Raw genomic sequence first — 25562 nt, 5'->3', positions numbered from 1 at the left:
CTCAATATTGCTCCACCAGCACGTCGGTATAGAGTTCGGGAAGGTCGGGTTCGGGCGCGCTTTCGGCGAAGTCGGCCGATTCCGCCACCACCGCGCGGATTTCCTTGTCGATATCCTTGATCTTGTCCTCGCCGATCCCGGCCTCGATCATCAGCTTCTTCAGATGTTCGAGCGCGTCGGACTTGTCGCGCACCGCCTGCACCTCTTCGCGGCTGCGATATTTTGCCGGGTCGGACATCGAGTGGCCGCGATAGCGATAGGTCTTGAGCTCCATCAGCACCGGCCCCTTGCCCGCGCGCACCCATTCGAGCGCAGCCTCGGCGGCGCCGCGCACCGCGAGCACGTCCATGCCGTCGACCTGCATGCCGGGAATGCGAAAGCTCTCGCCGCGGCGATACAGCTGGTCCTCCGCCGACGAGCGATTGACGCTGGTGCCCATCGCATATTGGTTGTTCTCGATCACGAAGATGATCGGCAGCTTCCACAGCTCCGCCATGTTGAAGCTTTCGTACACCTGCCCCTGGTTCGACGCGCCGTCGCCGAAATAGGACATCGCGACCCCGCCGTCGTCGCGATATTTGTGCGCGAAGGCGAGCCCGGTGCCCAGCGACACCTGCGCCCCGACGATGCCGTGGCCGCCATAGAATTTATGCTCGACGCTGAACATGTGCATCGAACCGCCCTTGCCCTTCGAGATGCCGGCCTGGCGTCCCGTCAACTCGGCCATGATGACCTTGGGGTCGATGCCGTAGGCAAGCATGTGGCCGTGGTCGCGGTAGCCGGTGATGACGCTGTCCTTGTCGCCGTCGAGCGCACTCTGCAGCCCGACCGCAACGGCTTCCTGCCCGATGTACAGATGACAGAAACCGCCGATCAGCCCCAGCCCGTAAAGCTGCCCCGCCTTTTCCTCGAAGCGCCGGATCAGCAGCATCTCGCGATAGAATTTTTCCAGCTCTTGCGGCGATGCGTCATAGGGGGCGGGCTCGCGCGGTTGCTCACGATTGCTCGCGGCGGCCGGGGTCGATGCAGTCTTTTTCGGCGCGGCAGGTTTGCGCGCGGGTGCTTTGGCCAAGGGAGGTTTCCTTTGCATTTAGCCGTTACGGCAAGGCTCCCTATAGGAGAGGCAAAGCGGAGTTGGCAACGCCTGCCTAGTGGCAAGGAAGGTGCGGTTACGAATGCAGCAGTGTCGCTAGCAAAGACGACAAGATGCTACTCCCCCGCCGCCGGCTCCATCGGAATGATCACCTCATCGGGGTGATAGGCGCCCAGCTTCTCGCGCACATATTCCTCGGCCAGGTCGGGATCGACGCGCCGCCGGTCGAGCAGGTTGACGCGATTCTGCAGCTCGCCTTCCTTCTTCGCCAGCTCGCTCAGCACGACGCGCTTCTTCTCGACCGACTGGCTGTAATCGCCCCAAGCATAAAGCCCGGTGGGGCCGAAGATGATGTAACCAATCATCGCCAGCACCGCGATCACCGCGATCGCGGGGCCTGCGGCCCGGTTCATCGATTTGCGGAATTTATGGCGCTGCGTCATTGAGGCCCTTGAATCAGAGTTGATTCATGGCGTCAAGGCGTCTGATGATGGTTTTCTAGGAAGTTTTGATTTTCCGTCAAAGCCACTAAATGACAATTAGGTCGGAAGTGGATCGTAGTTCGGGATATATGAAAAATAATCAAGTCGAAACTGGACTAGCAATAGACCTAAAAGCTGCCGCCGCTGCGTTGCAAGCAGAATACGGGATCGTTGCACGCCTCATTCAGCAAACGAGCGACGCTCATTCGATTTACACCGATCTCGCAACCGCGCACGATATGGTGTGCACGCTTCCAAGCATTATTCAAGCGGCCAAGCGTGAAGCTGCCTCACCAAATTGGGCGTCGAACTGCGCGCTAGCCCTACTTAACACTGCCATAATGCTGTATGTTCGGGCCACAAAAACCTCGTCACGACATCGCCGAAGCTTTGACATGCGATCAAAACTCGACGCGCAGCAAAAGATTGTTCACGATAAGCTCTGCGCGCTTCGCGACGATGCGATTGCGCACTTTGGCCCGGGCCATTTGCGGGACAACCTAACTTGGCAGATTGAAGGCATTTTTATCCCTCTTGATCGGCCGGACGATCTGAAAATCATGACCGGCAGCAGGCGAATCTTCCAACAGCAAGAACTGCAGGACGAATTCAAACTTCAGTTGGAGCAGGCCTTGGAGATCGCTAAAGAAGAGGTTAATCGGCGCAATAGCCGACTAGTGGATTCCCTAAACAGCCACATAGGAGACAAGCAGCTGCTCGCAATCTTGCATGAGCACCGTGTAAACCTTCGTGATTTTTTTGAAGGTGATACAGCTAGAGACGAGGCGTTAGGTGGTCTGCGACAAGGCATTGTCTCAGGCCACACTGAGCACCGCTAAACTACGCGAAAATCGCCGCCCCCGGATAACGTGCCATGTCGCCCAGCTCTTCCTCGATGCGGATCAGCTGGTTGTATTTCGCCAGCCGGTCCGACCGGGCAAGGCTGCCGGTCTTGATCTGGCCGCAGTTGGTTGCGACCGCCAGGTCGGCGATCGTCGAATCCTCGGTCTCGCCCGAGCGGTGCGACATCACCGCGGTATAGCGCGCGCGGTGCGCCATATCGACCGCGTCCAATGTTTCGGACAGCGTGCCGATCTGGTTGACCTTGACCAGCAGCGAGTTGGCGAGACCGTCCTTGATCCCCTGCTCCAGCCGCAGCGGGTTGGTGACGAACAGATCGTCGCCGACGAGCTGGCATTTGTCGCCGACCAGGTCGGTGAGCGCTTTCCAGCCGACAAAATCATCTTCGCTCATGCCGTCTTCGATCGACTTGATCGGGTAATCCTTGACGAGCGCGGCGAGATATTCAGCCATCTGTTCGGGGCTGAGCGACAGCCCTTCGCCGCTGATTTCATATTTGCCGTTCTTGAAGAACTCGGTCGCGGCGCAATCGAGCGCGAGCACGACATCGGTGCCGAGCTTGAAGCCGGCTTCGTCGACCGACGCGGCGATGAAGTCGAGCGCGGCGCGGGTCGAGGCAAGGTTCGGGGCGAAGCCGCCCTCGTCACCCACCGCGGTCGCCAGGCCCTTGGCCGACAGGCCTTTCTTCAGCGTATGGAAAATCTCGCTCCCCCAGCGCACCGCTTCGGCGATGCTGCCGGCACCGACGGGCATGATCATGAATTCCTGCACGTCAATCGGGTTGTCGGCATGCTCGCCGCCATTGATGATGTTCATCATCGGCACCGGCAACGTGCGCGCCGACACGCCGCCAACATAGCGATAGAGCGGCAAGCCGCGCGCGTCGGCGGCGGCCTTCGCGGCGGCCAGGCTGACGCCGAGGATCGCATTGGCGCCGAGGCGGCTCTTGTTCGCGGTGCCGTCGAGGTCGATCATCGCCATGTCGATCTCGCGCTGGTCTTCGGCATCGAGCCCGATCAGCGCCTCGGCAATATCGCCGTTGACCGCGGCGATCGCCTTGATCACGCCCTTGCCGAGGTAACGCGACGTGTCGCCGTCGCGCAGTTCGACCGCTTCGTGCGCGCCCGTCGAGGCGCCAGAGGGCACCGCGGCACGGCCGAAGCTGCCGTCCTCCAGCAGCACATCGACCTCGACGGTGGGGTTGCCGCGGCTGTCGAGGATTTCGCGGCCGTGGATGTCGATGATCGCGGTCATGGATGATGTCCTGCTGGCGGCCAGCGTTCGGCCGGTTTGGAAAGGCGCCCGCCTGTTATCGGCGCCCTGCCCTCAGCGCAACCACGCATAGGAATTTTGCGGGCCTATGGAACCATTGGCCCCGCATTGCTATATATTGACACAGGATATTGACGCCGGACCAAGGGCTGTTCGCCAATGCGGCGCCCGACATAAAAGAAGAGGACAACGCCGATGGCCAAAGCCGCTACGCCCGCAACCAAGAAAGTTGCCGCTCCCACGCCCAAGGCGCCCGCCAAGGCCGGCGCGACCAAGGCTGCGCCCGCCCGCAGCCCCGCGACCGTGAAGGCGGCGAAGGACCACCCGATCCGCGACCAGCTCGCCGTGACGCGCGACACCATCAAGTCGGAAGCGTCGAAAAAGGCCGCGTCGCTGAAGCAGGATGCGTCGACCCTGAAGAACCAGGCATCGACCAAGGCGCGCGACGCGGCGAACAAGGGCAAGGACAAGGCCGCCGAAGCCGTCGGCAGCCTCGCCAAGCTTCTTGAGGACAGCGCCGGCACGGTCGATACCAAATTCGGCAAGCAGTACGGCGACTATGCCCGCTCGGCCGCAACCACCGTTGCCGGCCTCGCCACCTCGCTCGACAAGAAAGACCTCGACGAACTCGCGGCCTCGACCAAGGATATGGTCAAGAAGAACCCGGCGATCGCCGTCGGTGCCGCCACCGTGATCGGGTTCGTGCTCGCCCGGATGCTCAAGGGCGGCTCGAACGATTGACAAGGTCTTGGCATCTTCCGAACCAGTCACCCCCGGTCCCGCGGGGCGCAGCTTTGACGGCATAAGTCACGGCTACGCCCCCGACGGCCCGCCCGTTCCTCCCGCGCCCGTTCCGCTCAGCCAGATCGTCGACGATGTCGTCGACAATCTGTCGGCGACCGCGAAAGCCGAGCTGGCGCTGCTCGAAGCGCGCGGCGAACTGGCGCTGCACGGCGCGACCTGGTCGGCGGCGTGGGGCACCATCGCCGCCTGCGCGCTAGGCGTCGCGATGCTGGCGCTCGCGTTCGGCGCCATTCTCGCGCTGTCGCCCCAGATCGGGCCCCTGCTCGCCACCCTGATCGTGGTCGCGGTGCTCCTCGCCATCGGGGCTTTTGCCGGATGGCGGGCGCGGCGCAGCTATCGTGACATTCGCATGGCGCTGCGGCGCGACCTCACCAACGAAGGGATCGACGATGCCGCGGACGCGTAATCGCCTGATCGCCGCTGCCCGCCGCTCGATGCTCCAGCGCGGCGAGCTGTACCGGCGGCTCGACGTCGCGAAGGCGGCGTTCAAACCCTCGGCGCTTGTCGATCGCGGCAAGAATCGCATCGGCGAAAAGGTTGACGATGCAGCGCATGCGGTGCGGCAGGAGTTTCGCGACAACCGCTGGCCGATCGCTATTGCCGCTGCCGTCGGCGTGGCGTGGCTTTTCCGCGAACCGATCAAGACGCATGCGCCGCGGCTGACGCAGAAGATTCAGGATATGGCGAACGCGGTCACCGATCGCTTTCATGCCGCCGCCGACACCGTTGACGATCCCGATGCCGAAACAGATCTCGACGCCGACACCGACGAATATATCGAACCCGTGGAGAATGACGATGAAACCGTTCAGTGAAACTGCCAGCGAAGCGCGTGCAAAAGCGAGTGAACTTGCCGAGAAAACCGCCGAAAATGCCCGCCTGACCGCCGAGGCGGCAAAGGCGCGCATCCAGGACGGATACGGCCGCGCCCGCGCCGCGACCGAAGACTTCGCCGCGCGCGCCGGTGAACAGGCCAGCGTCGCCCGCGAAGCCGCCGGCGAGGCGCTCGAAAAGGGCAAGGTTCAGGCGAAACGCGCCAACGGCAAGCTCAAGCAGGTCGCCGAGAAACAGCCGATGGCGCTGGTCGCCGGCGCGGTCGCGATCGGCGCGCTGCTCGGCTCGCTGCTCCCCAAGGGCGGCGGCAAAAGCGGCCCCGACGCCTAGGGGCGCCGTCCGACACGATGCTTGCCTATTGGCTCGTCGCGGAATAGGGGGCTGCGCTTCCCTCCCCGGACTTTAGCTTCAGGATGCCAAGATGAGCAAACTTCACCTGGTCTTCGGCGGACGCGTCAGCGACCCGCAGGGGCTCGACTTCGTCGACCTCCACAACCTCGATGTCGTCGGCCTGTTCCCCGACTATAAATCGGCCGAAAAGGCATGGCGCAGCGCGGCGCAGCGCACGGTCGACGATGCCGAGATGAAATATGTCGTCGTGCACCTGCACAAGCTGCTGCAACCGGACGCGGCGTAACTGTCTCGTCGCCCCCACGAAGGCGGGGGCGACAATTATTATTTACCGGAAATTATCCGCGTAAGCCTGGATCTTCAGCGTCCGCTCGGGCGTCGGCACGACCTCGGCCTCGATCCCGTTCTTCGCCGCATAGGCCACCGCTTCGTCACGGCTCGCAAAGCCCAGCCGCAGCTGCCGCCGCGTATCGCCGCTCCCCGCCCAGCCCATCAGCGGATCGGCCTGGCGCGCTTCGGCGGGCGCAAATTCGAGCATCCAGCGCTGCGTACCCGCGCGGCCCGACTGCATCGCATTCTTCGGTTTCTGGAAAATGCGCGCTTTCATCGGGACTGTCCTGCGTTGGTTGGGCTGCCCGTGCCTTAGCGCCAAGCAAAGCTCACGAAAAGAGGGATCGCGCCTAAGCCCCCTCGCGCCGCGCCTGCGCCGCCTTGGTCAGCAATGTCGGCCGCGCCGTCGCCGGATCGTCGGGCCACGCATGCTTGGGGTAGCGGCCGCGCATCTCGCGCGCCACGTCGTGCCAGCTCCCCGCCCAGAAGCTCGCCAGGTCGCGCGTCGTCTGGATCGGCCGGTGCGCGGGCGAGGTCAGCGCCAGCACCAGCGGCACCGGCGGTTCGCCGATCGTCGGATGGCGCCCCAGCCCGAACATCTCCTGCGCCCGTACGCTGACCGTCGGCCCGCCGTCGGCACCATAATCGATCGGATGGCGGCTCCCCGCGGGCGTCGCATAGTCGGAGGGCGCGCGCTTTTCGATCAGCTGGCGCGCCGGCCAGTCGAGCAGCCCCATCAACGCGTCGGCCAGCGGCCGGTCGCCGATATCGCGCAGCCCGCGGCAGCGCGCGAGCAGCGGCGCGAGCCACAGATCCATGCTGTCGGCGAGCGCCGCGGGTGACAGCAGGTCGATCCCGGCGAACGAGGCGCGCTGGCGCAGCGCCTGCGATACCGGCCCCCAGCCGATCAGCCCCAGCCCCTTGTCGCGTACCGCCGCCAGCCGCACCGCGACATCGTCCTCGGCCCCCTCGCCGCGCGGCGTCTGCCCGCTCGAAAGCGCGATCGCGCCAAGCCGGCGCTCGCGGCGATGATCGACGCGGTCGCTGGCGGCGTCATAACTGCTCGCGGCGTGGACGACGATCCGCGCGCCGAAAATCGCCTCGACCTCGGCCGGTTCGATCGGCGCCGCGGCGAGGACGCGCACCCCCGCGGCGTGGCCCTGCGCATCGGCGATCGCCAGCCATTCGCTCCCCGCGAGCGGCTCGACCGGGTCGATGCGATAGGCACGGCCGCCAACGCTCAGATATTCGCCGCGCTGGCCGGCGCGGCGGCGCGCGACGCGGTCGGGCCAGGCGGTCGCAATCCAGCCCCCGATCGACCGCGCCGCAACGCCGCCGGCTTCCGCCGCAAGCTTGTCCCCGATCCCCGCCAGTCGCCGCGCCAGCCGGACCGCGCCTTCGCTGCGGTCGCCGCGCTGCCCGCGCCAGCGCCCGAGCCGCGCCTCGACATCGACGCCGCGCCCGCCGAGTCCCGGTTCGGTGAGGAGCACCGCAAGCCGCCCCGCCATCGCACCCTCGCCCGCGCGCGCCGCGTCGAGCAGCATATGCGCGAGCGGCACCGGCAGCGGGATCGCGGCAAGCGCCTTGCCGTGCGCGGTGATGCGGCCATCCTCGCCCAGCGCGCCGATCGCGATCAGCCGGCCCTTGGCCTCGGCGATCGCCGCCGGCGACGGCGGGTCGAGCCAGCCGAGCTGCCGCGGGTCGATAATCCCCCAGCTCGCGCAATCGAGCACCACCGGCATCAGGTCGTTTTCGTGAATTTCGGGCGGATCGAAGGGCGGCATCCCCGCGGTGGCCGCCGCCTCCCACAGACGGTACGCGACCCCCGGCCCCTGACGCGCCGCGCGCCCGGCGCGCTGCGTCGCCGACGCCTGGCTGGCGCGTTCGGTAACGAGGCGCGCAATCCCTGCCGCCTTGTCGAAACGCGGCCGCCGCGAGAGGCCGGCGTCGATGACGATGCGCACCCCGTCGATGGTCAGGCTGGTTTCGGCGATGCTCGTCGCCAGGATCAGCTTGCGCCCGCCATCGGGGTCGCGGGCCAGTGCTTTGCGCTGGAGCGCCGGGTCGATCTGGCCGTGCAGGCGGTGGACGACGAGAGGCAACCCCGCCGCCTCGACCGCCGCCGCCGCGCGCTCGATATCGGCGGCGCCGGGCAGGAAGGCGAGCATGTCACCTTCCGCCTCATCGGTCATCGCCTGCCGTACCGCCGCGAGCACGCTCGCCTCCAGCCGGTCTTCGACGCGGCGCCCGATATGGCGCAGGTCGAGCGGGAAAATCTTGCCCTCGCTCTTCACCACCGGCGCATTGCCGAGCAGCGCCCCGAACCGCGCCCCGTCGAGCGTCGCCGACATCGCGACCAGCCGCAGATCGTCGCGCAGCCCCTGCTGCGCGTCGATCGCCAGCGCGAGCGCAAAATCGCCGTCGAGGCTGCGTTCGTGGACCTCGTCGAACAGCACCGCCGCCACCCCGGTCAGTTCGGGATCGGCGAGGATGCGGTTTCGGAAAAGCCCCGGCGTCATCACCAGCAGCCGCGTCGCCGCCGACTGCTTGCTGTCGAGCCGCGTCGCATAGCCGACGCGCCCGCCGACCGCCTCGCCCATTTCCTCGGCGATCCGCTCGGCGGCGGCGCGCGCCGCGAGCCGCCGCGGCGACAGCAGCCACACCGCGCCGGCGCACCACGGCTGCTCGAGCATTGCGGGGGCGACGCGCGTCGTCTTGCCAGCCCCCGGCGGCGCGACGACGACGGCATTGGGCTTCAGCACGAGCGCCGCCATGATGTCGGGCAGCACCGCGTCTATTGGGAGGGGCTGCATCAGGCGCGCGCCGCGGGATTGCCGAGTTCGGCGTTGAGGCGAAAAGCCTCGGCAGCGAGCCGTACGACCTGCTCGGTCGACACCTCGGTTGCTTCGGTCAACACCAGATTGCCCAGCTCATATTTACCGCTCGCCTTGATCCGGGGCTCAAGGTCGCGCAGCCGCTTTCCCCGCCAGAGACCGAGCAGCACACGCTGCTCCTCGGCACGGATCAGGATGCACGGGCCGTTCGCCATGAAGACTAGGTTGGTCCATTTTATCGTTTCTGCGAAGGGCGCGGCAGCCATGATGGCAGCGCGCATCATCCGGCATCGCTCCAGCTGCCAGCCGGACAGCGCGGCGATATAGGCGTCGGGGCTTTCTGCGGCTGGACCCATCATCGGCATTCGTCTTTTCCGAAGCATTCACATCCCGTGTCCCTGCGAAGGCAGGGACCCATCTCCGGATAGTTCAATATAGCACCAACCGGTGACGGGCCCCAGCCGTCGCAGGGGCGCAGAAATCCAATGATGTATGTAACCGCGCTAATAAGCGCGTGCGATAGCGAACGCGACCGCTTCGGTCAGCGCCGCCTTCGCCTGGCTGGCGCGAAAGCCGCCGATCGCGTCGACCGCGCGCTGGCCGTAATGGCGCGCCCGAGCGAGCGTATCCTCGATCGTCCCATGCTTCTGGAGCAGGCCGGTGGCGTGCAGCAGGTCTTCGTCCGACGTCCTGTGCCCGGTGATCGCCAGCTTCCAGAATTCGCGCTCCTCGGCGCTGCCACGCGCATAGGCCAGGATGACCGGCAGCGTGACCTTGCCGTCCCGAAAATCGTCGCCGACCCCCTTGCCCATCGTTTCGGCGTCCGAAACATAATCGATCGCATCGTCAACGAGCTGGAACGCGATGCCGAGGTTGCGGCCATAGGCGTCGAGCGCCGCCTCGGTCGCCTCGTCGCGCTCGGCGACGACCGCGGCGATCTTGCACGCCGCGGCGAACAGTTCGGCGGTCTTGGCGTTGATGATCGCCAGATACTGGTCCTCGCTCGTCTCGATCCGGCGCTGCGCCGACAGCTGGTTGACCTCGCCCTCGGCAATCACCGCCGACGCGCGCGACAGGATTTTCAGCACCTTCAGCGATCCGTCCTCGACCATCACCTCGAACGCGCGACTGAACAGGAAGTCGCCGACCAGCACCGACGCGCTGTTGCCCCAGATGATGTTCGCAGTCTTGCGACCGCGGCGCAGGTCCGATTTGTCGACGACATCGTCGTGAAGCAGCGTCGCGGTGTGGATGAATTCGACCGCTGCGGCCAGTTTGCAATGGCGCCGCCCCGGATAATCGAGCAGCTTGCCGCACGCGAGCGTCAGCATCGGCCGCATCCGCTTGCCGCCGCCGGCGATCAGGTGCCCCGCAAGTTCGGGGATCAGCGGCACGTCGGACTGCATCCGGTCGAGGATGACCGAATTGACCTCGTGCATGTCGGCGGCGACGAGCGCCATCATCGGGTCGAGCGAGGGCGGACGGTCGCCGTAGAGCTGGTGGATTTCGGCTGTCATGATGCGGCGAGCCTTGGCCGCGCGGCCGCGATTTTGCAATGACTTTCGGCTTGCCAGCGGCCCCCGCGCGGTGCCAAGCGTGCCGGGCACCAGAGGAGCCGCGCCCGCCATGACCGACCAGCTGAGCCACTTCCGCCAGAGCATCGACAATATCGACGCCGCGCTCGTCTATATGCTCGCCGAGCGCTTCAAGGTGACCAAGGCGGTAGGCGAACTGAAGGCCCGCGACGGTCTGCCTCCCGCCGACCCGGCGCGCGAGGAACGCCAGATCGAACGCCTGCGCACCCTCGCCCGCGACGCCGATCTCGACCCCGATTTCACCGAAAAATTCCTGCGCTTCATCATCGACGAAGTGATCCGCCACCACCAACAGGCGAAGCGCGAGCAGGGGGCATGACGCATCCGGTCTTCGCCAGATGGCCCGCGCAGCATCCCGACCGATTGCAGCTTTTCTCGGCGCCGACACCCAATGGCGTGAAGGTCGGCATCATGCTCGAGGAATGCGGCCTGGCTTACGAAGCGCACCGCATCGACATCATGGCGAACGAAAGTCACGACCCCGCCTTCGTCGCGCTCAACCCGAACGGCAAGATTCCGGCGATCTACGACCCCGTCGGACCGAACGGCAAGCCGCTGGCCTTGTTTGAATCAGGCGCGATCCTGCTCTATCTCGCCGACAAGACGGGCCAGTTCATCGCCGCCGATCCGAACCTGCGCTACGAAACGATCCAATGGCTGATGTGGCAGATGGCCGGCGTCGGCCCGATGTTCGGCCAACTCGGCTTCTTCCATAAGTTCGCCGGCAAGGACTATGAGGACAAGCGCCCGCGCGACCGCTATGCGGCAGAATCGGCTCGGCTGCTCGGGGTCCTGAACGACCGTCTGGCAGACCGCGAATGGATAATCGACGAGGGATATAGCGTCGCCGACATCGCGCTGCTCGGCTGGGTGCAGAACCTGATCGGCTTCTACGACGCGGCGGAGATCGTCGGGTTCGAGCGGTTCGCCCATGTCCAGCGTTGGCTCGAACATGGTCTGGCGCGACCGGGCGTGCAGCGCGGGTTGGAGGTTACCGCGGCCTGAGGCGGCATTCGACCAGCGGTTGCGGCCATAAAGCCCTCACCCTTTGTGAAAGGTTTGGGTGAGGGTGTCAGCGGTTGGTTTCGCAATAGACGCCCGATCCCCTCACCCAACTTCGGCTAGGTTGCTGCGCAACCAAGCCTTCATATCCCTCTCCCGGCGGGAGAGGGCGTTTGTCCGCTCCCCACCCGAGGTCAACGTGTCCCCCTACCCCGCCGGCAATCTCAACCGCACCAGCAATCCGCCCAGATCCTCGCTCTCTTCCAGCGCGATGCTCCCCCCGTAAATCTCCGCCACATCGCGCACGATCGCCAGCCCCAGCCCCGTCCCCGGCTTGCCGCTGTCGAGCCGCACGCCGCGGTCGAAGATGCGAGTCCGGTCGGCGGGCGAGATGCCGGGGCCGTCGTCTTCGACCAGGATTTCGGCCATGCCGCCGCCGCGCTGGACGGTCACGAAAACGCTGCCGCCACCATATTTGGCCGCATTCTCCAGCAGATTGCCGATCAGTTCGTCGAGGTCCTGGCGTTCGACCCGCGCGACGAGCGCCTTGTCGCCCGCGGCGTCGAGCCGCACGTCGGGGTGCAGCAATGCCACCGCGCGCGCGACGCTGTCGACGCTGTCGCGCACGTTGGCGCGTGCCTGCGCCGCGCCGCGCCGCCCGACCGCACGGGCGCGCGCCAGATGATGCTCGACCTGCCGCTGCATCGTCGCCGCCTCGCGCCGCACCGTCACCGCAAGCGGCGAGGCGTCGCCGGTGGCGGTGTTGACCAGCACGGTGAGCGGCGTCTTCAGCGCATGCGCGAGGTTGCCGGCGTGCAGCCGCGCTTCCTCCGCCTGTTTCTCGTTGTGCGCGAGCAGCGCGTTGAGTTCGTCGATCATCGGCTGCACCTCGAGCGGCATCGGCGCGACGACACGAAGATTCTCGCCGCCTCGCATCGCGGCGATCGCACGGCGGATATGGCGGAGCGGCCACAGGCCATAAAAGGTCTGGAGCGCGGCGAGGATGATCAGCCCCAGCCCGAGCAGCCCGAGGCTGGGGATCAGCGTCGCGCGCACTGCGCGGATCTGCACCTCCAGCACCTCGCGCGACTGGGCGATCTGGTACCGCCAGCGCACCTTGCTGCCCGGCAGCACGACGTCGCGCTCCAGCACGCGCAGCTCCTCGCCGGGATACTGGTTGCTGTCATAGGTGTGAAGATCGTCGTCGACGTGGCGGTTCGACGTGTCGAGCCGCCGCTCCCACAGCGACCGCGAGGGGTAAGGTTCCTGCCGCCCACCGCTGATCTGCCAGTACAGCCCGCTATACGGCTCGAGGAAGCGCGGATCGCCAAGCGGTTCGACCATGCGCACTTCGCCGTCCGGACCGATCTCGGACGAGCGGATCATACTCATCAGCACATATTCGAGGTTCGAATCGAAATTGCGCGTGATCGCGCCGGTCAACACCCGGTCGAGCGCAAAGCCGCCGCCGATCAGCAGCACCGAAATCCACAGCGCGGCGATCGCGATCATGCGCCGCGCCAGCGAGCCGGTGATCCGGCCCGTCAGCGCCGCCGGTTTCGCCGCCGCGGCCGGATCGGTCGTGACCGGGGCGCCGTCGGCCATGCGTTACTGCGGATCGTCGAGCTGATAGCCGAGGCCGCGGATCGTGGTGATGATATCGGCGCCCAGTTTCTTGCGGATGCGCGTCACGAACACTTCGATCGTGTTCGAATCGCGGTCGAAATCCTGGTCGTAGATATGCTCGATCAGCTCGGTGCGCGACACTACCTTGCCCTTGTGGTGGAGCAAATAGGACAGCAATTTATATTCCTGCGCGGTCAGCTTTACCGGCTCGCCGGCCAACGTCACCCGGCCCGACCGCGTGTCGAGGCGGACGTCGCCCGCCTTCAGTTCGCTCGACGCATTGCCCGAGGCACGGCGGATCAGCGCGCGCAGCCGGGCGATGAGTTCCTCGGTCTGGAACGGCTTGGCCAGATAATCGTCGGCGCCCGCATCGAGCCCCGCGACCTTGTCCGACCAGCTGTCGCGCGCGGTCAGCACGAGCACCGGGAAATTGCGCTTTTCGCGCCGCCAGCGGTCGAGCACGGTCAGCCCGTCGATCTCGGGCAGCCCGAGGTCGAGGATCGCGGCGTCATAGGCTTCGGTCGAACCGAGGAAGTGGCCGTCCTCGCCATCGGTCGCTAGATCGACGGCATAGCCCGCCCCTTCCAGCGTCGCCTTGAGCTGCGGGCCCAGCGTGGGTTCGTCTTCGACTATCAAAATCCGCATTCAGACGCCTTTCATCCGCGTTCCGGCCCCTGCCGGTCGCCATATCGACTGTGTATCAAGTCCGAACGATCATCGCAAAATGTCGTTGCGTGGGAAGCGAAGAAGCCGGCCTCGCCGGCGGATCAGGGCTTGCGCCCGACGATGCGGCCGCTGCGCGCATCGACAAAGACGACGACGACCTGGCTGCCGTCCATGAACTTGAGCGCATAGATCATTCGCCGCGCGTCGAACTGCGGACCGCCGAGATAGGTCATGTCGCTATACGGCGGGCGCGCGCGAACGTCAGCGATCAGCTTGCCGAGCGGGATCACCTGCCCCTGCGCCGCCGCGGCGCGCAGATGGTCCTGGTCGCGGTCACCGCGCGCGGCAGCGGGGGCCGATGCGGCCAGCAGCAGCGCCGAGGCGAGAGGAAGGATCAGGATGCGGTTCATGTTCCGGTCTCTAGGGCCGACGCATTGAATAGGCGATGAATGGGCCGGTCAGCATAGGTTTCGCTCCGGCGGATCGTGGTGGGCGCGGCAGGGATTGAACCTGCGACCCCACCCGTGTGAAGGGTGTGCTCTACCACTGAGCTACGCGCCCGTTCCGAGGCCCGGCCAGCTGGCCAGCGCCCGAAAGCCGCCCGTCCATAGCCGCTGTGGCGATGAATGCAACGGCCATTTCCCGCCTCCCCAGGCAAAATTCGCCGGTTCGCGGCGAGCGATACAAATCGGGCCGCGGTTTGCACCGCGACCCGAATTGATCTTAGCGAAAGAAACCCGCGATCAGTTGCAGGCGTCCTTGAGGGCCTTGCCGGCCTTGAACTTCGGCTGGTTCGAAGCCGCAATGGTCATCGTCTCGCCGGTGCGCGGGTTGCGGCCCGTCGATGCCTTGCGCTTGCTGACCGAGAAGGTGCCGAAGCCGACCAGACGAACTTCGCCGCCCTTCTTCAGCGCCGCCGTGACGGCGTCGAAAACCGACTCGACAGCCTTGCTTGCGTCGGCCTTGGTCAGGCCGCTCGAGTCAGCGACGGTAGCGATCAGGTCTTGTTTGTTCATGCCTAAGGAACCCCTGCAATATGGTTGGTTGAATGATTCATGGCCGCGCCATGGGGCGTCACTAACGCTGTTTACCACTGGCTTGTCAAAGCAAAAAAGGGCGAAAAACGTTCCAAAACGACGTTTTTGCGACGAAAAGGCGGCCCCGGACGATGCCGGGGCCGTCTGGTCAGTGTCGAATCACCGTTTCGGGGTCGCCGCTCGCCCCGATCGGCGGCGAGGCGGCAAGGTCGTCGGCCTCAGTCCATTCGATCGGTTCGACCGGCGCGACCAGCGCTTCGGCGAGCACCTGGTCGACGTGGCTGACCGGGATGATCTTGAGCGCGCTGGTGATATTCGCCGGAATTTCGACCAGGTCCTTCTCGTTCTCAGCCGGGATCAGTACCGTCTTGATGCCGCCGCGCAGCGCCGCGAGCAGCTTTTCCTTGAGACCCCCGATCGCCAACACGCGGCCGCGCAGCGTCACTTCGCCGGTCATCGCGACATCCTTGCGCACCGCGATGCCGGTCAGCGTCGAGATCATCGCAGTGACCATGCCGATGCCCGCCGACGGGCCGTCCTTCGGCACCGCGCCTTCGGGCAGATGGATATGGATGTCCTTGCGCGCGAACAGGCTGGGCTTGATCCCATAGCTCGGCGCCCGTGCCTTCACGAACGACAGCGCCGCCTGAACCGACTCGGTCATCACTTCGCCCAGCTTGCCGGTGGTGCGCACCTGGCCCTTGCCCGACGCGGTGACCGCCTCGATCGTCAGCAGTTCGCCGCCCACTTCGGTCCAGGCGAGGCCGGTGACCGCGCCGATCTGGTCCTCCAGATCGCCGATGCCATGCTTGAATTTACGGACGCCCGAGAAATCGGCGAGATTGTCCGACGTGATGATCACGCTTTCGATCTTGCCCTCGAGAATGCGGCGCAGCGCCTTGCGCGCCAGCTTGGCAATCTCGCGCTCCAGCGTACGCACTCCCGCCTCGCGGGTGTAATAGCGGATGAGGTCGCGCAGTCCTTCATCGGTCAGCTCGAACTCGCCGGCCTTCAGCCCGTGCGCCTCGACCTGCTTGGCGACCAGGTGGCGTTTCGCAATCTCGACCTTCTCGTCCTCGGTATAACCCTCGAGCCGGATAATCTCCATGCGGTCGAGCAGCGCCTGCGGCAGGTTGAGCGAGTTGGCGGTGGTCACGAACATCACGTCGGACAGGTCGACGTCGATCTCCAGATAATGGTCCTGGAACTTGCCATTCTGTTCGGGGTCGAGCACCTCGAGCAGCGCCGAGGCGGGGTCGCCGCGGAAATCCTGGCCCAGCTTGTCGATTTCGTCGAGAAGGAACAGCGGGTTCATCGCCCCCGCCTTTTTCAGGTTGGTGACGATCTTGCCCGGCAGCGAACCGATATAGGTGCGGCGGTGGCCGCGGATCTCGGCCTCGTCGCGCACGCCGCCCAGCGACTGGCGGATGAACTCGCGCCCCGTCGCCTTGGCGATCGACTTGCCGAGGCTGGTCTTGCCGACGCCCGGCGGGCCGACGAGGCACAGGATCGGCCCCTTCAGCTTGTTGGTGCGGGCTTGCACCGCCAGATATTCGACGATCCGGTCCTTGACCTTTTCCAGCGCATAATGGTCGTCGTCGAGCACCGCTTGCGCCGCGGCGATATCCTTCTTCAGCTTCGACTTCTTGCCCCACGGCAGGCCGATCAGCGTGTCGAGATAGTTGCGCACCACCGTCGCCTCGGCCGACATCGGCGCCATCGCGCGCAGCTTCTTCAGCTCGCTCAGCGCTTTCGCCTTGGCCTCCTTCGACATTTTCAGACCGTCGATCTTGGCCGCCAGTTCGGCCAGGTCGTCGCCGCCCTCGCCATTGTCGTTGCCCAGCTCGCGCTGGATCGCCTTCAACTGTTCGTTGAGATAATATTCGCGCTGGCTCTTTTCCATCTGGCGCTTCACGCGGCCGCGGATCTTCTTTTCGACCTGCAGCACGCCCAACTCGCCCTCCATGAAGGCGAACACCATCTCCAGCCGCTTCGCAGGCGCACCCTCGACGAGCAGCGCCTGCTTGTCGGACACCTTGATGTTGAGATTGCCCGCGACCGAATCGGCGAGGCGCGAGGCGTCGTCGATCTGCGACAGCTGCACCGCGGTTTCGGCGGGCATCTTCTTGTTGAGCTTGGCGTAATTGTCGAACTGGTCGACGACCGATCGCATCAGCGCCGCGGTGTCGACGCTGTCGTCGACCGTGTCGGCGATCGGCTTGACGCTCGCCATCACCGCCTTGTCCTCGTCGACCAAAGCCAGCAGCTTCGCGCGCTCCTTGCCCTCGACCAGCACGCGGACGGTCCCGTCGGGCAGCTTGAGCAGTTGCAGCACGGTGGCGATCACGCCGACGTCGTACAGGTCGTCGCGCTGCGGGTCGTCCTCGCCGGGATCGAGCTGCGCGACGAGGAAGATTTCCTTGCCAGCTTCCATCGCCACTTCGAGCGCCGCGACCGAACGGTCGCGACCGACGAACAGCGGCACGATCATGTGCGGAAAAACGACGATGTCACGCAGCGGCAGCAGAGGAAAAGATTGCGTCATTACGGCTCCTGGGCGGGTCCCGCGACCGGGCGCTCCGCCCTTCTTATAGGGTGTTCCTGGCTAATATGGCGTAACTTGCGCCGCATTCAATGTCGCTGCGGTGAACGGGCATCCGATACCCCTGTCGCGTCGCGATGGAGAGGTGGCAGCGCGAAGCGCCTGACGGAGGGGCCATGGCGCAACGTCGCCGCCCCTCCACCCCTCGCTGCGAGAGCGGTCCCTCAAAACGGCAGCTTGAACCCCGGCGGCAGCGGCAGGCCGCTGGTCATCTTTCCCATTTCTTCGTTGCTCACCTGGTCGGCCTTTTCGCGCGCGTCGTTGAACGCGGCGGCGAGCAGGTCTTCCAGCATCTGCTTGTCAGAAGGGACGATCAGGCTGTCGTCGATGGCGATTGCCTTGATCCGGCCCTTGGCGCTCGCGCGGATGCGCACCAGCCCGCCGCCCGACACGCCCTCGACCTCGATGCTGTCGAGCTTGGTCTGCGCCTCCTGCATCTGCGCCTGCACCGTGGCGGCGGCTTCCTGCGCCGCCTTCATCATCTCTTCGATCGATTTCATGGGTTGGACTTATGGCGATTGTCGCCGTCATCGACAAGCCTTGCGTCGGGAAAAGCCGCCAGGGCGGCCTTCACCACCGGCAACTCGCGGATCCGCGCATCATTGTCGGCGAGCTTCGCGGCGCGCATTTCGCCCAGGCTCGGCCGCGCGCTGCCCTTTCCGGCGCCCTCACCGGCGCGCACCTGCCAGCGGTTGCCGGTGACCGCCAGCAACGCATCGCCCAGCTCGCGCGCAAAACCAGCGCCGGTCCGCTCGCCCGCCGCGTAAACCAGCAGCCCGGGTTCGAGCGTGATGACGCGCAAATTGTCGTAGACTTCGACCGCAAGCCGATGATTTCCGGTGCTTTCCAGCAGCTGGTGGATTTGCGCGACGGTCAGCGCCGTGGCGGGCGCTTCGACGTCGGGCGCTTCGGCGCCGGGCGCAGGCACTTCAGCGGCAGATGCCACCGCCGCGCTGCCACGCGCCGCCTCGCCGGCGGGCGCCGGCGCCGCCAGCGGCCGCGCCGACATCCCGCCCGCTTCGAGCAGCTTCGCCAGCTCGCCCGGATCGGGCATCGACGCGGCATAGATCACCCGCAGCAACAGCATTTCCAGATGCTCGAGCGGATTGTTCGCGCGCAGCACCTCGTCATGGCCCTTGAGCAGCAATTGCCACAGCCGATTCAGCGGCGCGAAGCCCAGCTTTTGCGCCCAGTCGCCGATGCGTTCGCGGTCGGCCTCGGCCAGCGCGGCATCGTCGTGGCGCGACACCTTGGCCAGCGTCACCGCATGGGTCAGGTCCATCAACCCGCGGACCATCGCGACCGGTTCGATCCCCAGCGCATATTGGCCGCGCGCCAGGTCAATCGCGCCACCGCTGTCGCCCTCGAGGATCGCGGCCATCAGTTGCGCGATCGACGACCGGTCCGACAGACCGAGCATCACGCGCACCTGGTCGGCGCCGATCTTGCCGCCGCCATCGAGGTCGGCATGCGCGATCGCCTGATCGAGAATCGACAGACCGTCGCGCACCGATCCCTCGGCGGCATTGGCAATCAGCCAGATCGCCGGCGCCTCAGCCTCGACGCCCTCCTGCTGCAGGATCGAGCTGAAATGCGCGAACAGCATGTCGGGAGTTATGCGGCGGAGGTCGAAGCGCTGGCAACGCGACAGCACCGTTACCGGCACCTTGTTGACCTCGGTCGTCGCGAACAGGAATTTGACGTGCGGCGGCGGTTCCTCGAGCGTTTTCAGCAAAGCGTTGAACGCGTTGCGCGACAACATATGGACTTCGTCGATAATATAGATTTTATAGCGCGCCGACACCGCGGCATAGCGCACCGCCTCGATGATCTCGCGGACATCGTCGACCCCGGTGTTCGACGCGGCGTCCATCTCGATGACGTCGATATGGCGTCCTTCGGTGATCGCACGGCACGGCTCGCACACCCCGCACGGATCGATCGTCGGCCCGCCCTGCCCGTCGGGGCCGATGCAGTTCAGCGCCTTGGCGATCAGCCGCGCCGTCGACGTCTTGCCGACCCCGCGCACCCCGGTCATCAGAAACGCATGCGCCAGCCGGTCGCGCGCAATCGCATTGCCCAGCGTGCGCACCATCGCATCCTGACCGATCAGCTCGGCAAAGGTCTGCGGGCGGTATTTGCGGGCGAGGACGCGGTACGGCCCCGACGACGCCTGCGGCGGCGCCTCGGGCAAATCCATTCCCAGCATCGTCGGTTCGTCGTCGGCGGAATCGCTCATGGGTCCGTCTTAGGGACGGCGCGCGATCTTGTCGAAGGGGGAAATGGGTGGAAGCCGGAACGACCCGCGGCGAATTCGTTGCGGCTGCTTCCTTCCGGACCTGACCGGGTTGGCGAAGACCACGTCCGCCCGACTTCCGCAGCGCATATGGCGGGGGTGGCGCGGAAATGCAAGATGCCAGCCAAAGGCCCTCGTGGAGCTATCGCGACCCCTGCATATTCCGGCTCTCGCCCGGGATATGCACCGTCAGCCCGTCCATCGCGTCGGTCAGCAGAATCTGGCACGCGAGCCGGCTCGTCCGCCGCACCCCGGCGGCGAGGTCGAGCATATCCTCTTCCATCTCGGTCGCGGGCGGCAGGCGGTCGAAATCCTCCTTGGCGACGATGACGTGACAGGTCGAGCACGCCATCTGGCCCTCGCATGTGCCTTCGAGCGGCATCAGGTGCGCCTGCGCGACGTCGAGCAGAATCGATCCCTGCTCGGCCTCGACCTCGGTGCGCCCCTTGCCGTCGGCGTCGATGAAGGTGATGCGCATCAGTTAACCCCTTGGAGCCGCGCGGCCTGCTTGATCGCATCGAGGCCATCCTGCAATTCCGCCTCGCTCGTGTAGCGCCCCCAGCCGAGTCGGATCGAGGCGCGCGCGTCCGCCTCGCTCACCCCCATCGCGCGCAGCACGTGGCTGACCTTGCCCGATCCGCTGCCGCACGCGCTGCCGAGCGAGAAGGCGACCTCGCGCGCGTCGGACATCAGCCGTAGCCCGTTCACCCCCTCGCGCCGGATGTTGAGATTGCCGTGGTAGCGATGCACCGCATCGCCGTTGACCGTCCATTCGGGCAGCATGTCGCGCGCCAGCGACCACAGCCGCCGGGCATGCGCGGCATCGGCGTCGAACCGCTCGGCCGCCAGCGTCGCGGCGGCGCCGAACCCCGCGCACAGCGCCGGCGAGACGGTGCCCGATCGCATCCCCTGCTCCTGCGCCCCGCCCAGCATCAGCGGCGGCAGGTCGACGCCATCGCGCACCCACAGCGCGCCGATGCCCTTCGGCCCGTGAATCTTGTGCGCCGACAGCGCGATCAGGTCGGCGCCGTCGGGGATCGCGACGCGGCCATACCCCTGCACCGCGTCGCACAACAGCAGGCTGTGCTTCACATGCGCCGCGGCGGCGAAATCGGCGACCGGCTGGATCGTCCCGACCTCATTGTTCACCAGCATCACCGCGACGATGCCATTTTCGGGGATTATCGCGTCGTCCGGCGGCAGCGCCAGCGCGGCGCCATTGACCGGCAGGATCGTGGCGTTCAGCCGCTCGAGGCATTGCAGCGACGCGGCATGTTCGATGCTGAGCCCCGCTACCCCGCCGGGCATCACCTCGGCGCCGCGCAGCAGCGCCCAGTTCAGCGCCTCGGTCGCGCCCGAGGTGAAAAACACCCGTCCGCCTTTGGGCAGCAGCGCCGCAACCTGATCGCGCGCCACCTCGACCGCCGCCGCCGCCGCGCGCCCCGCCTTGTGCGTGCTCGCCGGGTTCGCGTGGCCGTCGGCTTCCAGCCAGCGCAGCATCGCCGCGCGCGCCTCGGGCGCGAGCGGCGTCGTGGCCTGGTAATCGAGGTAGATCATCGCGCGAAACGGTCCTTATTGCGAGCGATTCGCAAAAGTTGCAACTTGCAACGCTGTTTCTATATAGGCGCTGTCTTCGCTCCGCCACCCTGCCAATCCGGCGATTCGGCGGTCAGCCGCAAAAGATAAGAGGTGCTCCCATGCCCGACGTGATTTTCCCCGGCCCCGAGGGCCGCATCGAAGGCCGATTCTCGCCGCCGCCGCGCCCGCGCGCGCCGGTCGCGCTGATCCTGCACCCGCATCCGCAGGGCGGCGGCACGATGAACGATCGCATCACCCAGGCGATGTACAAAAGCTTCGTCGCGCGCGGCTTCGCGGTGCTGCGCTTCAACTTCCGCGGCGTCGGGCGCAGCCAGGGCACCTTCGACAATGGCATCGGCGAGCTGAGCGACGCCGCCTCGGCGCTCGACTGGGTCCAGTCGATCCATCCCGAGGCGCAGACGACGTGGATCGCGGGCTTCAGCTTCGGCGCGTGGATCGGCATGCAATTGCTGATGCGCCGCCCCGAAATCCGCGGCTTCCTGTCAGTCGCGCCGCCGGCGAACATGTACGACTTTAGCTTCCTTGCCCCCTGCCCTTCGTCGGGAATCATCGTTGCGGGCGGGCAGGACGAGATCGTGCCGCCAAACGCGGTGCAGAAACTGGTCGACAAGCTGCGCACGCAGAAGGGCATCACCATCCACCACGACGAGATCCCGCGCGCCAACCACTTCTTCGAGCATGAGCTCGACCAGCTGATGAAGTCGCTCGACAATTATCTGGATATGCGGCTCGCCCCCGATTCGCCGATCCGCTGATCGGTCAGATCAAACCGGCGTTCTGGATCATCGCGGCGGGGAAATAGATCAGCGCGATCACCGCGAGTTCGCCGCAAAGAACCGCGGCAATCGCGCGGATAATCCCGCCGCGTCCTTCGCCGGCGTAAAACTGCCGGATCGCAAAGACCGTGAAGCCGAGCCCCAGCAGCAGGCGCACCAGATTGCGTCCGACGCTGCGGTCGGCGACGAACAACTGCATTGCAAGGTCGGCGACGAGTCCCAGCAGGGTCGCCTGCGCCAGCACATAAAGTCGCATCACCATTGTACCGAACAATCCCGCCGACGCGCCGCGATAGAAGACGAAGTTCAGCACGACCCCCGAAATCAGCGCCGACAAGAGCGGCATGATCAGCGGCTCGTTCTGCAGCGTCTCGATCAGCGACAGGTCGTTGCCGGTGCTGCCGGGAAGGAAGCGCGCCCGCAAAGCCAGGTTCAACGCCAGCGCCACCGCGATATAGGGCACCGCCTTGACCAATATGTCGCGGTCGCTCTCAATATAGCGGCGGATCAGTACCCCGGGCCGCACAAACAGCCCGACCAGCGTGTGCAGCACGCCCCTTTCCCACCAGTTTTCGACCAGCTCACTCATCACGGTCCGGCGGTCGATCGGTCCGGGCTGCAAATCCTTCCCGCAATCGGGGCAATAGCGCCCGATCCGGCGGTGCGCGCAATCGCCGCTCATTCGGCGGCGGGGCTCGTGGCGGCGTCCTTCACCGGGATCGCCCAGATCGCGACATTGGCGACCATCACCAGCGCCGCGACCAGCATCAGCAGCGCGCGGCGCCGGTCGCCGCTGCGAAACACGAGCACGGCCCCGCCGATCAGCAGGATAGCGGTGAGCACAAGGACGGACATCAGGATGTCGAGCATCGCGCCGCCATATTGCCCGCGTCACAAATTTGCCACCTCGCTTATGGCAAAGCGGCGCGCCTTCGCCTAAAGCGCGCTCATCGATTCCCTTTCTCCAGCGGGAGCCGCGCCGATGCGCATCGCCATAGCCTCCGACCACGCCGCTTTCGAGCTCAAGGACCTGCTCGCCGCCTGGCTGCGCGACGCCGGGCACGCGGTCGAGGATTTCGGCACGCACGGCCCCGACAGCGTCGATTATCCCGACTATGGCTATCGCCTTGCCGAAGCCGTCGCCAGCGGCCGCGCCGACCGCGGCGTCGCGCTGTGCGGATCGGGCATCGGCATTTCGATCTCGGTCAATCGCAACCCGGCGTGCCGCTGCGCGCTCGTGTCCGAGCCCTTGTCCGCCAGCCTCGCCCGCCAGCATAATGACGCCAACGTCATCGCGATGGGCGCGCGCCTGACCGGCATCGACATGGCAAAGGCCTGCCTCGACGCCTTCCTCGCTACCGACTTCGCCGGCGACCGCCACGCGCGCCGCGTCGACAAGCTTTCCAATCCCCGCCTCGATCCGGCCCAACTGGAGACCAGCCGATGACCACAGACACGCTCGCGAAGCCGATCAAGTCGGCCGGTTATTTCTCCGACGGCGTCGGCACGGTCGACCCCGCGGTCGCTGCCGCGATGAAGCATGAGCTCGAACGCGAACGCTATCAGATCGAACTGATCGCCTCGGAAAACATCGTCTCGAAGGCGGTGCTCGAAGCGCAGGGCAGCGTCTTCACCAACAAATACGCCGAAGGCTATCCGGGCCGCCGCTATTATCAGGGCTGCGCGCCGTCGGACGAGGTCGAAACGCTGGCGATCGACCGCGCCAAGAAACTGTTCGACTGCGGCTATGCCAATGTCCAGCCGCACTCGGGGGCGCAGGCCAACGGCGCGGTGATGCTCGCGCTGACCAAGCCCGGCGCGACGATCCTCGGCATGAGCCTCGACGCCGGCGGTCACCTCACCCACGGCGCCCCGCCCGCGATGTCGGGCAAATGGTTCAACGCGATCCAGTACGGCGTGCGCGCCGACGACCATCTCGTCGATTTCGACCAGGTCGAGGCGCTGGCCAAACAGCATCGCCCATCGCTGATCATCGCGGGCGGCTCGGCCTATCCGCGCACCCTCGATTTCGCGCGCTTCCGCGCCATCGCCGATGACGTCGGGGCGCTGCTGATGGTCGACATGGCGCATTTCGCCGGCCTCGTCGCCGGCGGCGCCCACCCCTCGCCAATGGAACATGCGCATGTTGTCACCACGACGACGCACAAGACGCTGCGCGGCCCGCGCGGCGGCATGATCCTCACCAACGACGAAGCGATCGCCAAGCGCATCAACTCGGCGGTGTTCCCCGGCCTCCAGGGCGGTCCGCTGATGCACGTCATCGCCGCCAAGGCCGTAGCGTTCGGTGAAGCGCTGCGCCCCGAGTTCAAGGATTACGCAAAGGCCACTATCGCCAATGCGCAGGCCCTCGCCGACCGGTTGAAGGCGCGCGGCGCCGATGTCGTCGCCGGCGGCACCGACACGCATTTGGCGCTGATCGACCTGCGTCCGCTCGGCGTCACCGGCCGCGACGCCGACGAAGCGCTCGAGCGCAGCGCGATCACCTGCAACAAGAACGGCATCCCCTTCGACCCGCTGCCCCCGGTGAAGACCAGCGGCATCCGCGTCGGGTCGCCCGCCGGAACCACCCGCGGCTTCGGCATCGCCGAGTTCGAGGAGATTGGCGACATGGTCGCCGATGTGCTCGAGGCACTGCGCGACAAGGGCGAACATGGCGACGCCGATGTCGAGGCGAACGTCCGCGGCCGCGTCCGCGCCCTGTGCGAACGCTTCCCGATTTACGAAGGCTGATCGGGTGGCACGCCAGAGTCCCGAAGAACCGACGTTCGTCGAACTGACGATCGAAGAGGTCAAGGCGATGGGCAAGCAGGGAATCGACCATCCCTCGACGCGGCCGGTCCTCGTCGGCGCCGGGATCGGCACCGTGCTGGGTGCCGCGCTGCCGATGGTGAGCTGGCCGGTCGGCCTGCTCGTCGGCGCCGCCGTCGTCCTCTACAACCGGGTGAAACGCTGACCGATGCGCTGTCCCTATTGCGGCCATGAAGACAGCCAGGTGAAGGACAGCCGTCCGACCGAGGACGGCGCGGCGATCCGGCGGCGGCGGCAGTGCGAGGATTGCGGCGCGCGCTTCACCACGTTCGAACGCATCCAGCTGCGCGAGGTCGCGGTGCTCAAGGCGGGCGGCAGCCGCGAACCCTTCGACCGCGAAAAACTGATGCGCAGCGTCCAGATCGCCTGCCGCAAGCGCCCGATCGACGGCGCGCGGATCGAACGGCTGGTGTCGGGTATCCAGCGCCAGCTCGAAACCTCGGGCGAAAACGAAGTGAAGGCAGCGCAGATCGGCGCGATGGTGATGGAGGCGCTCAAAGGCTTCGACAGCGTCGCCTACATCCGCTTCGCCAGCGTCTACCGCGAATTCACCGAGGCAAAGGATTTCGAAGAATTCGCCTCGTCGGTGACCGAGGCGGCGCACAAGAGTTAGCTTTGCCCGTCAACCCACGTGCTCTCTCTCCGTTTCGGGGATGCGGGATTAGGATAAGTC

At 66.1% G+C, this 25562-nt stretch carries 31 protein-coding genes, 1 tRNA gene and 1 other RNA gene; 13 read left to right on the top strand and 20 right to left on the bottom strand.

Annotation, left to right across the window (positions count from 1 at the left end; all coding sequences use genetic code 11):
• Window position 1: 1 nt before the first annotated feature.
• A complete protein-coding gene (gene pdhA, locus HEQ22_RS06255; protein ID WP_432770330.1) occupies window positions 2-1072 on the bottom strand; it encodes a pyruvate dehydrogenase (acetyl-transferring) E1 component subunit alpha in 1071 nt (356 codons plus the stop codon).
• A 137-nt stretch (window positions 1073-1209) separates the two neighbouring features.
• Complete coding sequence (locus HEQ22_RS06250) at window positions 1210-1536, bottom strand: FtsB family cell division protein (RefSeq protein ID WP_432770329.1); 327 nt, start codon at window positions 1534-1536, stop codon at window positions 1210-1212.
• Window positions 1537-1664: 128 nt separating this feature from the next.
• Here HEQ22_RS06250 and HEQ22_RS06245 point away from each other — a divergent pair, with 128 nt between their 5' ends.
• Complete coding sequence (locus tag HEQ22_RS06245) at window positions 1665-2414, top strand: hypothetical protein (protein WP_432770328.1); 750 nt, start codon at window positions 1665-1667, stop codon at window positions 2412-2414.
• Window position 2415: 1 nt separating this feature from the next.
• Here the strand turns inward: HEQ22_RS06245 and eno are convergent, their stop codons facing one another.
• A complete protein-coding gene (gene eno, locus HEQ22_RS06240) occupies window positions 2416-3690 on the bottom strand; it encodes a phosphopyruvate hydratase (protein ID WP_432770327.1) in 1275 nt (424 codons plus the stop codon).
• Window positions 3691-3903: 213 nt separating this feature from the next.
• On the opposite strand from eno, the gene HEQ22_RS06235 reads away from it, so the two are divergent.
• From HEQ22_RS06235 to HEQ22_RS06215, 5 genes are all read left to right on the top strand, one after another.
• A complete protein-coding gene (locus HEQ22_RS06235; RefSeq protein ID WP_432770326.1) occupies window positions 3904-4449 on the top strand; it encodes a hypothetical protein in 546 nt (181 codons plus the stop codon).
• 7 nt (window positions 4450-4456) lie between these two features.
• Window positions 4457-4918: a phage holin family protein gene (locus HEQ22_RS06230; RefSeq protein WP_432770325.1), complete on the top strand. Its 462-nt coding sequence runs from the start codon at window positions 4457-4459 to the stop codon at window positions 4916-4918.
• On the top strand, window positions 4902-5327 hold the full coding sequence (locus HEQ22_RS06225; RefSeq protein ID WP_432770324.1) for a hypothetical protein: 426 nt from the start codon (window positions 4902-4904) through the stop codon (window positions 5325-5327). Before HEQ22_RS06230 ends, HEQ22_RS06225 begins: the two co-directional genes overlap by 17 nt.
• The gene (locus tag HEQ22_RS06220) at window positions 5311-5676 is read left to right on the top strand and encodes a hypothetical protein (protein WP_432770323.1); all 366 of its coding nucleotides are present in this window, start codon (window positions 5311-5313) and stop codon (window positions 5674-5676) included. Before HEQ22_RS06225 ends, HEQ22_RS06220 begins: the two co-directional genes overlap by 17 nt.
• Before the next feature lie 91 nt (window positions 5677-5767).
• Complete coding sequence (locus HEQ22_RS06215; protein WP_432770322.1) at window positions 5768-5983, top strand: DUF4170 domain-containing protein; 216 nt, start codon at window positions 5768-5770, stop codon at window positions 5981-5983.
• A gap of 42 nt (window positions 5984-6025) precedes the next feature.
• Here the strand turns inward: HEQ22_RS06215 and HEQ22_RS06210 are convergent, their stop codons facing one another.
• From HEQ22_RS06210 to HEQ22_RS06195, 4 genes are all read right to left on the bottom strand, one after another.
• On the bottom strand, window positions 6026-6304 hold the full coding sequence (locus HEQ22_RS06210; RefSeq protein WP_432770321.1) for an ETC complex I subunit: 279 nt from the start codon (window positions 6302-6304) through the stop codon (window positions 6026-6028).
• A gap of 73 nt (window positions 6305-6377) precedes the next feature.
• Window positions 6378-8840, bottom strand: coding sequence for an ATP-dependent helicase HrpB (gene hrpB / locus HEQ22_RS06205; protein WP_432770320.1), 2463 nt, complete (start codon window positions 8838-8840; stop codon window positions 6378-6380).
• A complete protein-coding gene (locus HEQ22_RS06200) occupies window positions 8840-9220 on the bottom strand; it encodes a DUF1801 domain-containing protein (RefSeq protein WP_432770319.1) in 381 nt (126 codons plus the stop codon). The genes hrpB and HEQ22_RS06200 overlap by 1 nt, the downstream gene beginning before the upstream one ends.
• A 144-nt stretch (window positions 9221-9364) precedes the next feature.
• On the bottom strand, window positions 9365-10378 hold the full coding sequence (locus HEQ22_RS06195; protein WP_432770318.1) for a polyprenyl synthetase family protein: 1014 nt from the start codon (window positions 10376-10378) through the stop codon (window positions 9365-9367).
• Window positions 10379-10487: 109 nt separating this feature from the next.
• On the opposite strand from HEQ22_RS06195, the gene HEQ22_RS06190 reads away from it, so the two are divergent.
• Together HEQ22_RS06190 and HEQ22_RS06185 are read left to right on the top strand one after the other, a co-directional pair.
• The gene (locus HEQ22_RS06190) at window positions 10488-10775 is read left to right on the top strand and encodes a chorismate mutase (protein ID WP_432770317.1); all 288 of its coding nucleotides are present in this window, start codon (window positions 10488-10490) and stop codon (window positions 10773-10775) included.
• Window positions 10772-11461, top strand: a complete 690-nt coding sequence (locus HEQ22_RS06185) for a glutathione S-transferase N-terminal domain-containing protein (RefSeq protein WP_432770316.1) — start codon at window positions 10772-10774, stop codon at window positions 11459-11461. The genes HEQ22_RS06190 and HEQ22_RS06185 overlap by 4 nt, the downstream gene beginning before the upstream one ends.
• A gap of 204 nt (window positions 11462-11665) precedes the next feature.
• Here HEQ22_RS06185 and HEQ22_RS06180 read toward each other — a convergent pair whose 3' ends face one another.
• The 11 genes from HEQ22_RS06180 to HEQ22_RS06130 form a co-directional block, all read right to left on the bottom strand.
• Window positions 11666-13063, bottom strand: coding sequence for a sensor histidine kinase (locus tag HEQ22_RS06180; protein WP_432770315.1), 1398 nt, complete (start codon window positions 13061-13063; stop codon window positions 11666-11668).
• 3 nt (window positions 13064-13066) lie between these two features.
• On the bottom strand, window positions 13067-13729 hold the full coding sequence (locus tag HEQ22_RS06175) for a response regulator transcription factor (RefSeq protein WP_432770314.1): 663 nt from the start codon (window positions 13727-13729) through the stop codon (window positions 13067-13069).
• A 122-nt stretch (window positions 13730-13851) separates the two neighbouring features.
• Window positions 13852-14160, bottom strand: coding sequence for a PepSY domain-containing protein (locus HEQ22_RS06170; protein WP_432770313.1), 309 nt, complete (start codon window positions 14158-14160; stop codon window positions 13852-13854).
• Window positions 14161-14236: 76 nt separating this feature from the next.
• A tRNA-Val gene (locus tag HEQ22_RS06165) sits at window positions 14237-14311 on the bottom strand.
• Window positions 14312-14493: 182 nt separating this feature from the next.
• Window positions 14494-14766, bottom strand: a complete 273-nt coding sequence (locus tag HEQ22_RS06160; RefSeq protein WP_432770312.1) for an HU family DNA-binding protein — start codon at window positions 14764-14766, stop codon at window positions 14494-14496.
• 169 nt (window positions 14767-14935) lie between these two features.
• Window positions 14936-17332, bottom strand: coding sequence for an endopeptidase La (gene lon / locus HEQ22_RS06155; RefSeq protein WP_432770311.1), 2397 nt, complete (start codon window positions 17330-17332; stop codon window positions 14936-14938).
• Between the two features lie 221 nt (window positions 17333-17553).
• Window positions 17554-17889: a YbaB/EbfC family nucleoid-associated protein gene (locus HEQ22_RS06150; RefSeq protein ID WP_432770310.1), complete on the bottom strand. Its 336-nt coding sequence runs from the start codon at window positions 17887-17889 to the stop codon at window positions 17554-17556.
• Window positions 17886-19628: a DNA polymerase III subunit gamma/tau gene (locus tag HEQ22_RS06145; RefSeq protein ID WP_432770309.1), complete on the bottom strand. Its 1743-nt coding sequence runs from the start codon at window positions 19626-19628 to the stop codon at window positions 17886-17888. The genes HEQ22_RS06150 and HEQ22_RS06145 overlap by 4 nt, the downstream gene beginning before the upstream one ends.
• 43 nt (window positions 19629-19671) lie before the next feature.
• Window positions 19672-19769, bottom strand: an RNA gene (gene ffs, locus HEQ22_RS06140) — signal recognition particle sRNA small type.
• 58 nt (window positions 19770-19827) lie between these two features.
• Window positions 19828-20166 (bottom strand): 2Fe-2S iron-sulfur cluster-binding protein, encoded by a 339-nt coding sequence (locus tag HEQ22_RS06135; protein WP_432770824.1) that lies wholly within the window; start codon window positions 20164-20166, stop codon window positions 19828-19830.
• Window positions 20163-21242: a cysteine desulfurase family protein gene (locus tag HEQ22_RS06130; RefSeq protein WP_432770308.1), complete on the bottom strand. Its 1080-nt coding sequence runs from the start codon at window positions 21240-21242 to the stop codon at window positions 20163-20165. Before HEQ22_RS06130 ends, HEQ22_RS06135 begins: the two co-directional genes overlap by 4 nt.
• A gap of 140 nt (window positions 21243-21382) precedes the next feature.
• Here HEQ22_RS06130 and HEQ22_RS06125 point away from each other — a divergent pair, with 140 nt between their 5' ends.
• Window positions 21383-22039, top strand: coding sequence for an alpha/beta hydrolase (locus HEQ22_RS06125; protein ID WP_242778439.1), 657 nt, complete (start codon window positions 21383-21385; stop codon window positions 22037-22039).
• Between the two features lie 4 nt (window positions 22040-22043).
• On the opposite strand, the gene HEQ22_RS06120 is transcribed toward HEQ22_RS06125, so the two are convergent.
• Together HEQ22_RS06120 and HEQ22_RS06115 are read right to left on the bottom strand one after the other, a co-directional pair.
• A complete protein-coding gene (locus tag HEQ22_RS06120; protein ID WP_432770307.1) occupies window positions 22044-22742 on the bottom strand; it encodes a hypothetical protein in 699 nt (232 codons plus the stop codon).
• Window positions 22739-22930 (bottom strand): hypothetical protein, encoded by a 192-nt coding sequence (locus HEQ22_RS06115; protein WP_432770306.1) that lies wholly within the window; start codon window positions 22928-22930, stop codon window positions 22739-22741. The genes HEQ22_RS06120 and HEQ22_RS06115 overlap by 4 nt, the downstream gene beginning before the upstream one ends.
• 112 nt (window positions 22931-23042) lie before the next feature.
• Between HEQ22_RS06115 and rpiB the strand changes: the two genes are divergently transcribed.
• From rpiB to nrdR, 4 genes are read left to right on the top strand one after another with little or no spacing between them, the layout of a single operon-like run.
• On the top strand, window positions 23043-23507 hold the full coding sequence (gene rpiB, locus HEQ22_RS06110; protein ID WP_432770305.1) for a ribose 5-phosphate isomerase B: 465 nt from the start codon (window positions 23043-23045) through the stop codon (window positions 23505-23507).
• Window positions 23504-24811 carry a serine hydroxymethyltransferase gene (gene glyA, locus HEQ22_RS06105; protein ID WP_432770304.1) on the top strand — a complete coding sequence of 436 codons (1308 nt, stop codon included), beginning with the start codon at window positions 23504-23506 and terminating at the stop codon, window positions 24809-24811. Before rpiB ends, glyA begins: the two co-directional genes overlap by 4 nt.
• Before the next feature lie 4 nt (window positions 24812-24815).
• A complete protein-coding gene (locus tag HEQ22_RS06100; RefSeq protein WP_432770303.1) occupies window positions 24816-25034 on the top strand; it encodes a hypothetical protein in 219 nt (72 codons plus the stop codon).
• A 3-nt stretch (window positions 25035-25037) separates the two neighbouring features.
• Window positions 25038-25502, top strand: a complete 465-nt coding sequence (nrdR, locus tag HEQ22_RS06095; RefSeq protein ID WP_432770302.1) for a transcriptional regulator NrdR — start codon at window positions 25038-25040, stop codon at window positions 25500-25502.
• Window positions 25503-25562: the final 60 nt, after the last annotated feature.

The sequence above is a fragment of the Sphingopyxis sp. genome (assembly GCF_050916055.1).
Classification (GTDB): Bacteria; Pseudomonadota; Alphaproteobacteria; order Sphingomonadales; family Sphingomonadaceae; genus Sphingopyxis.
Note: the sequence above shows the minus strand (reverse complement) of the source record. Positions and strands in the feature narration are given on the sequence as shown.

Excerpts from the sequence above, each read along its gene's own strand:
- HEQ22_RS06250 (WP_432770329.1), bottom strand. The coding sequence starts at position 1,536 with ATGACGCAGCGCCATAAATTCCGCAAATCGATGAACCGGGCCGCAGGC.
- HEQ22_RS06245 (WP_432770328.1), top strand. The coding sequence starts at position 1,665 with ATGAAAAATAATCAAGTCGAAACTGGACTAGCAATAGACCTAAAAGCT.
- eno (WP_432770327.1), bottom strand. The coding sequence starts at position 3,690 with ATGACCGCGATCATCGACATCCACGGCCGCGAAATCCTCGACAGCCGC.
- HEQ22_RS06235 (WP_432770326.1), top strand. The coding sequence starts at position 3,904 with ATGGCCAAAGCCGCTACGCCCGCAACCAAGAAAGTTGCCGCTCCCACG.
- HEQ22_RS06225 (WP_432770324.1), top strand. The coding sequence starts at position 4,902 with ATGCCGCGGACGCGTAATCGCCTGATCGCCGCTGCCCGCCGCTCGATG.
- HEQ22_RS06220 (WP_432770323.1), top strand. The coding sequence starts at position 5,311 with ATGAAACCGTTCAGTGAAACTGCCAGCGAAGCGCGTGCAAAAGCGAGT.
- HEQ22_RS06215 (WP_432770322.1), top strand. The coding sequence starts at position 5,768 with ATGAGCAAACTTCACCTGGTCTTCGGCGGACGCGTCAGCGACCCGCAG.
- HEQ22_RS06210 (WP_432770321.1), bottom strand. The coding sequence starts at position 6,304 with ATGAAAGCGCGCATTTTCCAGAAACCGAAGAATGCGATGCAGTCGGGC.
- hrpB (WP_432770320.1), bottom strand. The coding sequence starts at position 8,840 with ATGCAGCCCCTCCCAATAGACGCGGTGCTGCCCGACATCATGGCGGCG.
- HEQ22_RS06200 (WP_432770319.1), bottom strand. The coding sequence starts at position 9,220 with ATGATGGGTCCAGCCGCAGAAAGCCCCGACGCCTATATCGCCGCGCTG.
- HEQ22_RS06195 (WP_432770318.1), bottom strand. The coding sequence starts at position 10,378 with ATGACAGCCGAAATCCACCAGCTCTACGGCGACCGTCCGCCCTCGCTC.
- HEQ22_RS06190 (WP_432770317.1), top strand. The coding sequence starts at position 10,488 with ATGACCGACCAGCTGAGCCACTTCCGCCAGAGCATCGACAATATCGAC.
- HEQ22_RS06185 (WP_432770316.1), top strand. The coding sequence starts at position 10,772 with ATGACGCATCCGGTCTTCGCCAGATGGCCCGCGCAGCATCCCGACCGA.
- HEQ22_RS06180 (WP_432770315.1), bottom strand. The coding sequence starts at position 13,063 with ATGGCCGACGGCGCCCCGGTCACGACCGATCCGGCCGCGGCGGCGAAA.
- HEQ22_RS06175 (WP_432770314.1), bottom strand. The coding sequence starts at position 13,729 with ATGCGGATTTTGATAGTCGAAGACGAACCCACGCTGGGCCCGCAGCTC.
- HEQ22_RS06170 (WP_432770313.1), bottom strand. The coding sequence starts at position 14,160 with ATGAACCGCATCCTGATCCTTCCTCTCGCCTCGGCGCTGCTGCTGGCC.
- HEQ22_RS06160 (WP_432770312.1), bottom strand. The coding sequence starts at position 14,766 with ATGAACAAACAAGACCTGATCGCTACCGTCGCTGACTCGAGCGGCCTG.
- lon (WP_432770311.1), bottom strand. The coding sequence starts at position 17,332 with ATGACGCAATCTTTTCCTCTGCTGCCGCTGCGTGACATCGTCGTTTTT.
- HEQ22_RS06150 (WP_432770310.1), bottom strand. The coding sequence starts at position 17,889 with ATGAAATCGATCGAAGAGATGATGAAGGCGGCGCAGGAAGCCGCCGCC.
- HEQ22_RS06145 (WP_432770309.1), bottom strand. The coding sequence starts at position 19,628 with ATGAGCGATTCCGCCGACGACGAACCGACGATGCTGGGAATGGATTTG.
- HEQ22_RS06130 (WP_432770308.1), bottom strand. The coding sequence starts at position 21,242 with ATGATCTACCTCGATTACCAGGCCACGACGCCGCTCGCGCCCGAGGCG.
- HEQ22_RS06125 (WP_242778439.1), top strand. The coding sequence starts at position 21,383 with ATGCCCGACGTGATTTTCCCCGGCCCCGAGGGCCGCATCGAAGGCCGA.
- HEQ22_RS06120 (WP_432770307.1), bottom strand. The coding sequence starts at position 22,742 with ATGAGCGGCGATTGCGCGCACCGCCGGATCGGGCGCTATTGCCCCGAT.
- HEQ22_RS06115 (WP_432770306.1), bottom strand. The coding sequence starts at position 22,930 with ATGCTCGACATCCTGATGTCCGTCCTTGTGCTCACCGCTATCCTGCTG.
- rpiB (WP_432770305.1), top strand. The coding sequence starts at position 23,043 with ATGCGCATCGCCATAGCCTCCGACCACGCCGCTTTCGAGCTCAAGGAC.
- glyA (WP_432770304.1), top strand. The coding sequence starts at position 23,504 with ATGACCACAGACACGCTCGCGAAGCCGATCAAGTCGGCCGGTTATTTC.
- nrdR (WP_432770302.1), top strand. The coding sequence starts at position 25,038 with ATGCGCTGTCCCTATTGCGGCCATGAAGACAGCCAGGTGAAGGACAGC.